Source organism: Pigmentiphaga sp., from assembly GCF_019689535.1.
In the GTDB taxonomy this organism is placed as follows: Bacteria; Pseudomonadota; Gammaproteobacteria; order Burkholderiales; family Burkholderiaceae_B; genus Pigmentiphaga.
In genome coordinates, this window is the sequence record NZ_JADGHH010000290.1 from 1 (window position 1) to 3143 (window position 3143).

Consider the following 3143-nt stretch of genomic DNA (forward strand, 5'->3'; position numbering starts at 1 on the left):
CCATGAGGACACGACCGACCACGAGCGCCCCGAGGGACGCCGTGGGATGCGGAATCAGCGCTGACGCTGCGTAGAGGGAACCCGCGCCCATCGCCATCGGCAGTCCCAGCATCACCGCCTGGCGAGGTCCATGCCGATCGACATAAGCGCCGGCGAACTTGCGCGTGAGGATCGTTGCCAGCGGCTGCAAGCCGATGACCCATCCCACGACCAAGGGAGAAAATCCGAGCCTGCCATTGACGTACAGGGGCAGCGCAGGCAAAGGCAGGCCTACGGCCAAGAATCCCGTCAAGACGATGGCTACCAGTGGTAGAAGGCGTTGCGCCGCTTGCGTCGAGGATAGGGAGGAAAATTCCGGGGAGGCGTTGTTCATCGTCGAGCGTCGATAAGCGATACGCACCGGCCCGGCGGACCTCGGAGCGACTTTCAACGCATCGAATGACGTCGACGCTTGCGACAACCGTTGCAGTATCGGCGGGGATGATACCATCGCGCCGCCGCGCCCCACCTGGCAAGTGGCGTGCTGGCCTATGGGGAGGCCGCGGGCAGGACGATGCGGAACTCGCTGCCCCGGCCCGGTTCGCTATCGCATTCGACGCGGCCGTGGTGCCGCTCCGCCACTGCCTTCACGAAGGCCAGCCCCAGCCCGAAGCCCGGCTCTCCCGCCGAAGCGCCACCCACGCGCGAGAACTCCTGGAACAGCCGTGCCTGCTCCTCAGGCGCAATGCCTGGCCCGCGGTCCTTCACCGCCAAGCACCAGTTGCCGTCCTGCGAGAACAAGCGACATTCCACGGGACTGCCGGGTGAACTGAATTTGACCGCGTTGTTGATCAGATTCACGAGTGCCCGCACGAGCAAGCTGCGCTCGCCTCGCAACGGGGCCGCACCGTCCGGCAAATCGGTCCGCAGCGCGATGTCCTTGGCCTGCGCGAGACTCCAGCACTCATCGGCCGCATCGAGCAGCACATCGGCGCCGTCCAGCAGCTCCTCCTGCACAGGCGCAGTAGCCAGGCGCGCCAACTCGACGAAGGATTCGGCCAGGGATTGGGTCCGAAGCACGTAGCGCCGGATGCGGGCGAGCAGCTCGTCGCGGGACAGTTCATCAGGATCGTTTTCGTGCAGGTCCAGCAGCGCCAGGATGGCTGCCTGCGGCGAGCGGATGTCGTGCGACAGGAATCGCCAGGCTTGGTCACGCTTGCGCTCAGCCTCGCGCAACGCCGAGATATCTACCAGTGTCGCGATCCATGCCGCATCGCCCTCACCCAACCCCGCGCAAGGTGCATATTCGAAAAGGAAAGCCCTGCCTGAAGGGTCACGGCACTCTGCGAAGCGGCCGGCCTCGACGGAAGGCGGCCAGGTCAAGGCCCCTCCTCCAACCAGGGCCCAACCCTCCAACAGGCCCGACATCTCGGCCCCCTTGCCCGCTGCTGTGCCGAAACGCGTCGTTGCCGCCTGGTTGGACAACAGCACCCGGCCGTCCTGGCCGACGGCCAGCACGGCATCCGGCAGGCTCTCGATCACTGATGACATGAAAGCCTGCGCATCGAGCAGGCGACCGGTGGCATGGGCCAGGTTCCGGATGCGCCGGTCTATCAAATCCCCTCCGCCGGGCGAAGGCGGTTCGTCCACCGCACCGTGGCGACGCAACCGCCGGAGCTCATCCACGAGATAGGTCGCGGCGCGCTCCAGCCGCCGCCAGTTCCAGGTCACATAAAAGGCAACGATCGACAATGCCGCCGCCCCCGGGGGGAACCACACGCCTTGGCCCAGCAGCAGCACCCCGCTCACGGTGACGGTCGCCGCAACGCCCGCCGCCGACGCAGCCAAGGCCCAACCCGGGGCCAGCAGCCATAGCGCAGGCAGTACGGCCGCCACCAGCAGGACGGACAGCGTCATGGCGAGCCACTGCGCCATGACGGCCCGCGTCTCTCCCGAGAGCAGGTTGTCGATGACGTTGGCCGAAATCTCGACTCCCGGCATGAAGCGGTGCCGCCCCGACCACGGCGTCGGATATACGTCCCCCAGCCCGGTCGCCGTGGCCCCGATCAGCACGATGCGGTCGCGCAAGGTATCGTCAGGCACCCGGCCCGCCAGCACGTCCGCCGCAGACAAGGTGCGATACGTCCCCGCCGGCCCCGCATAGGCGACGTGCACCCAGTGGTCGCGCCGCCAATCGCCAGCCGCCTCGGAAGGCAGCCGCGGCGGCGCGCGATTGCCGGGAAGCGGGTCGGGCACCGGCGCACCGGCCGTACGCAATAGCGCCACCGCGAAATGCTCCCACATCTGCCCATGCGGGCCCTCGCGCAAGTAAACGCTACGGACGACGCCGTCGGCGTCCGGATCGATGGAAACGTGCCCCAACCGGTGGGCAGCGGCCGCAAGCGGCGGAACGGGCAGCATGGCTTGCACCTTCCCCGTTCCCGCCTGCGCAGTGAAAAACGGCAGCACGATGTTGCCACTGCGGCGAAACGCCTCTGCCAGACGCTGGTCGACCAGCGGATCGGAAGACGGCTCGGAAAGCAGCAGGTCCAGCCCGACCGCCGCGGGCGATTGGGCGGCGATGCGCTCGATCAAATCGATCTGCTGATCCCTGGGCCAAGGCCAGCGCCCCACTTGTGCCAGGCTGCGTTCGTCGATCGCCACCACGACCACGTCCGGCCGGGGATCGCGTGCGCCAAACCGGCTGATCCAGTCATACAGCGAGCCATCCACGCGCCCCAGGCCCCCCTGCCACGCCAGGAGCGCCGCCAGGCACAGTCCGACGGCGACGGCAAGCACCCTGGCGAACCGACGGCCCAGAAGACGGTCCATGCCTTATTGCGGCCGGACTTCCTGGCCGTCGCCCGAACGCAGGGGACCGGCGCCGGTGCGGATGAAGTTGTTGATGCGGAAACGCTGCGGGCGGGTGAACTCCCGGACGAAACCGTCACTGTCCGTGGCCTGTATCCGCAGGAAATACTCGCCTGCCGGCAGGCCCTCGACCGCCCATTGGCGCTCCGAGGTTCTTTGCTCAGCCGCGATCGTTGCGAAATTCGGATCGCCCGAGACCTGCACCCAATAGCGCTGGCCGGGTTCGCCGTCCCAGGCCAGGGTCAGGCGGTCACCATCCTGTTCCAGGGCAACGTTATTGCCGGCCGGCAGCC

Annotated in this window: 2 protein-coding genes and 1 pseudogene; all 3 read right to left on the bottom strand. The window is 67.6% G+C overall.

From position 1 onward, the window contains the following. On the bottom strand, window positions 1–373 hold a 373-nt coding region (locus IRZ12_RS16775), incomplete at its 3' end, for an MFS transporter (RefSeq protein WP_296470980.1). Between the two features lie 155 nt (window positions 374–528). Then, window positions 529–2811, bottom strand: a complete 2283-nt coding sequence (locus IRZ12_RS16780; protein ID WP_296470985.1) for a CHASE2 domain-containing protein — start codon at window positions 2809–2811, stop codon at window positions 529–531. A gap of 3 nt (window positions 2812–2814) precedes the next feature. Further along, window positions 2815–3143, bottom strand: a pseudogene (locus IRZ12_RS16785) (hypothetical protein); the annotation flags it as partial.